The organism is Acidovorax sp. KNOB132 (genome assembly GCF_057541515.1).
In genome coordinates this window covers 1-4,311 of record NZ_BAAJYT010000288.1, presented here as the reverse complement: position 1 = coordinate 4,311, position 4,311 = coordinate 1, and the positions used below count along the sequence as shown (strand labels likewise).

Below are 4,311 nucleotides of genomic sequence, written 5' to 3'. Positions count from 1 at the left end.
CTGCTCCACCCAGGCCCGGCGCGGCGGGCGCAGCGCGGCGTGCAGCAGCGTGGCCAGCCAGACCGCCAGGAAGGCCCGGATCTCCCACAGCGCGCGGCCGGGCAGCTCGGCAGGCAGCAGGCGGTTGGCATGGAGGTAGCCAATGCAGGCCACGCCGATGCCTGCCACGGCCGCGACGTTCAGGGCCTCGATGGCGCGGTAGACGCCGGCCGTGGCACGGCCGAACTCATTGCCGCAGGCGCGGCGCCGCTTCACGCTGAACAGCACGGTGCCGGTGGCCACCATCACGGTGCCGAGCAGCCCGCTGGCGAAGTACAGCCACTTCATCGGCCAGCCACCGAAGCGGGCGAAGTGCAGCGACTCCATCACGGCGTGCACCTGCTCCGAGGCGAAGGCCGCGTCGGGGTCCGGCCGGCGCACCTGCAGCACGGCGCCGCTCACGCCGTCGAACACCGCGGTGGCCACCGGGTTCAGCAAGGCGCGGCGCTGGCCTGCGCCTGGCTCGGCTTCGCGGGGGCCGAGCACGCGCACCGTGGCATTCGCATCCCCCGGCGCCTCGACCACCACCATGCGCGGTGGCTGGCCCATCAGGTCGCGGGCCCTTTGCAGCAGTGGTGCCAGATCGTGCAAGGCCGCGGGCCGGCCCGTGCGGGGGCGGCGCAGCGCTTCGCCCTCGCCGTGGTGCAGCTCGGCCTGGAACCGGGCATGGGCCGTCTCGCCGCTGCCGTAGGCCGCCTGCAGGGGCCAGGGCATGTACGAGGTGTAGAAGATCGCCAGCCCGGTGTAGACGATCATGAACAGGAAGGGCAGCGTCAGCACGGCGGTGGCGTTATGGGCGTCCATCCACGAGCGCTGGCCCTTGCCCGGCCGGAACGTGAAGAAATCCTGAAAGATGCGCCGGTGCACGACCACGCCGGACACCAGCGCCACCAGCATGGCCATCGACACCCAGCCGACCACCCAGAAGCCGAGCGCGTTCCACTGCAGCATGTAGTGGAATGACATGAAGTGGCGTCCGCCTTCGGTCGCCCGGCCCCAGGGCAGGGGCAGCACGGCACCGGTCACCGGATGCAGCGCGGCCGTCTGGTTGGCACGGCCATCGCGCCACGCCAGCAGCAGGGCATCGCCCGGACGCTGGGGCAGCTCGATGCGCCAAAAGCGCGCGCCGGGTGCCTGCGCGGCCAGGTGCCGCACGGCCTGTGCCAGCACGTGCGGCACGGCCCCCTGTGTGCCGGCCCCGGCGTCCGCCAGCACGGGCCGGGCCTCCATCCAGCGGGTGATCGGCTCCCGGAACACGCTGAGCGTGCCCGTGAGGAAGATGGCGCACAGCAGCCATCCGCAGACGAGGCCGCACCAGGTGTGCAGCCACGACATGGACTGGCGGAAGTTGCCGTTGCCTTTCATGCGGGCCCCATCCCTGGCCATTCCCTGCGCGATCGACTGCGCACGGTCAGAAGGCGCCGCGCAGAGTCAGCATCACATTGCGGGGGTCGCCGTAATAGCTGCCGTTGACCAGCGCGGTGACCGAGCTGTAGTAGCGCTTGTCGAAGACGTTGTTGACGTTCAGCGCCGCGGTCCAGTGGCGGTTGATCTGGTACTTGACCAGCGCATTCCAAACCGCCCGCCCGCCGTTGGTGGCGCGCACGGCGCCGATCTGGCGGTAGCTGCCGCTTTGCGCGTTGACGCCGCCCCCGAGGGTGATGGCGTTCAGCTCGCCCGGCAGCTGGTAGGTGCTCCACAGGCGAAACAGGTGCTTGGGCGTGTAGCTGTTGAAGGACAGGCCCTGGCTGCTCACGTCCTTGAGGTACTTGGTCTGGTTGAAGGTGTAGCCGGCGAACAGGTTCCAGTGGCGCGCGACCTCGCCGCTCACCTCCGCATCCAGGCCCTGGCTGCGCACCTCGCCCGTGTCGGTGTAGCAGTAGTAGTCGCTGCGGCAGGTGGGACTGGTGCTGAAGTCTTCCTGCGCGCGGTTCTTCTGGTCCACGCGGAACAGGGCGAACGAGGCATTCACCTTGCCGTCCATCAGCTCGCCTTTGAGGCCCGCTTCGTAATTGGCGCCCACCATGGGCTTGAGCAACTGGCCCGCCTCGTTCAGTTCGGACTGCGGCTTGAAGATGTCGGAATAGCTCACGTAGGCGGACCATTGCGGGTCGAGCGCGTAGATCAGCCCGGCATAGGGGTTGACCTTGGCGTTCTCGCGGCTGTGGGTGGCCGAGGTGGACGGCGCCGCGCCGGTGGTGACGGTGTCCCAGTCGGTGCGGAACCAGCTGACGCGCGCGCCGACCACCAGCTTGAGCGGGTCGGTCAGCTGCAGGCGCACCGCGTTGTAGAAGCCCAGTTGCCGGGCCTTGCCCTGCCGCGCCTCGCGGGTGCCGGTGTAGATCTCGGCGTCCGTGGGCTCGCGGAAGTCGGGGTTGTAGCTGTTCAGGCCGAAGATGTTGTAGTTGGTCCGAAAGCCGTAGATGGTGTCGTTCGTGGTGTGCGTGTAGTTGACCCCGCTCACCAGTTCGTGCCGCCGGCCGAAGGCGTCGAATTTTCCGGTCAGGTTCGCGTCGATGCCCGAGGTCTCGATGTCGGCGATGGACCGGGCCACGATGTTGGCGCTCTGCATCAGCGCCGGGTTGACCGCCCGGTTGACCCCGGCGTATTTCAGGTCGTGCTCCTCCTTGAGGTGCATCGCCGTGAACTGCAGCTTCCAGTCGTCGTTGAACTGGTGCGCCGCATCGAAGTACAACCCGCGGTTGGACGACTCCTGCCGGTTCCAGGTGGCGCCCAGGTAGGTCGAGCGGGGCAGGTTCAGGTCGCCGCCGGTGGCGTAGCGCGGCAGACCGTTCATGGAGGGGCGGCCCCGAGTTTCTTCGGAGCTGGCCCCGAAGTTGATGCGCGTGGCGGCCGAGACGTCGTATTCCAGCGTGCCGTACACGGTCGGGCTGCGGCGGTTCACATAGTCCATGAACGCGTGGTGGTCTTCGTAGTCGATCAGCGCGCGGCCGCGCAGCGTGCCCTCTTCGTTCAGGACGCGGCTGGCGTCCAGTTGCGCGCCGTAGCGGTCCCACGAGCCCACGCGGGCCTCCACCGTGGTGGCGTTGGTGCCGAGAGGACGCTTGCGCACCAGGTTGACCGCCCCACCGGGGCTGCCTTCGCCCTGCAGCAGGCCGGCAGCGCCGCGCAGGACCTCGGCCCGGTCGATGATCGCCATGCTGGATGAATAGTTGCTCGCCCGCCCGTACATGCCGCGATTGAGTGGCACCCCGTCGTACTGCACCGTGGTCAGGTCGTAGCCGCGCGAATAGATGTACTTGCCGCCCTGTGGGCTTTGCGCCAGCGTGATGCCGGTGGTGCTGGCGAGCGCGTCGTAGACCGAGGTGATGTTCTGCTCGTCCATCAGCTGGCGCGTGACGACGCTGATCGACTGGGGAATGTCCTTGAGCGCCTGGACGCCCTTGCCCACCGTGACGGCGCGCGTGGTGTACGAGCCCGTGTGCTCGGTCGCCACCGGGCGCTCGGCCTGGGCCGATACCGTCACGGGCGCGAGCGTGGCCGTGCCTGCGCCTTGCGGCACGCGGCGCACGACCACCGAGGTGCCTTCGATCTCCGCGAACAGCCCGCTGCCCGCCAGCAGGCGGTTGAGGGCCTCGCGGGCGGTGAGGCGCCCTTGCACGGCCGGCGCCACCTTGCCCTCCACCAATGCGGGCTGCACCATCAGCTCCACGCGCGCCTGCCGCGCCAGCGCATCCAGGGCCTGGGCCAGGGCCTGGGCCAGGGGCTGGGCCGCGATGCGGATGTCCACCGGCACGGATGCCGCAGCCTGCGCACCGGTCCCCGGCTGGGCATGGGTGGGCAAGGCGCCCAGCGCCAGGGCGGCCGCCACGGCCAACGGGGCAGGATGGAAACGAAAACGGGACATGCGAACGATCTCCGGAAGGTTGGGAATAAGAAGCCTTCTCAGGTAGACGCATGGCTTGGCAAAACCCCAACCTGGGTTTTGCGCTTTTTTTTTCAGAAGGCGATTCGGTGGCTTGTGCCCCCGGGGTCGGACCGCACGTGCGCGCACGCTTGGCGCAAGGCCGGCTCAGTGCGCCGCGACGATTTCGGTGTGCGGCGCCTCACCCTGCAGGCGCACCGGCAGCACCTTGGGCAGCGCCTGCCGGAAGTTGCCCAGGCGGCGCGGGTCGAAGGTGCCGGTCATGCGCAGTGCGCCCACGGCCGCATCGCGCACCACGAGGCCGGTCGGCCCGTAGCGCTCGAACTCCGCCAAAGCCTGCGCCAGCGGCACATCGTCGAAGGTGATGCGCCCGTCGCGCCAGGGGG

The 4,311-nt window shown here is 69.2% G+C and carries 2 protein-coding genes and 1 pseudogene; all 3 read right to left on the bottom strand.

The genetic code is table 11. The features are described 5' to 3' along the window. A partial coding sequence (locus tag AC27IO_RS21100; protein ID WP_498740601.1) for a PepSY-associated TM helix domain-containing protein occupies positions 1–1,404 on the bottom strand: 1,404 nt, incomplete at its 3' end. A 46-nt stretch (positions 1,405–1,450) separates the two neighbouring features. Continuing rightward, entirely contained in the window at positions 1,451–3,907 is a 2,457-nt protein-coding gene (locus AC27IO_RS21095) for a TonB-dependent siderophore receptor (RefSeq protein ID WP_498740600.1), read from the bottom strand. 165 nt (positions 3,908–4,072) lie between these two features. After that, positions 4,073–4,311, bottom strand: a pseudogene (locus AC27IO_RS21090) (FecR family protein); the annotation flags it as partial.

Coding starts and splice junctions, on each gene's coding strand:
- AC27IO_RS21095 (WP_498740600.1), bottom strand. CDS start 3,907: ATGTCCCGTTTTCGTTTCCATCCTGCCCCGTTGGCCGTGGCGGCCGCC.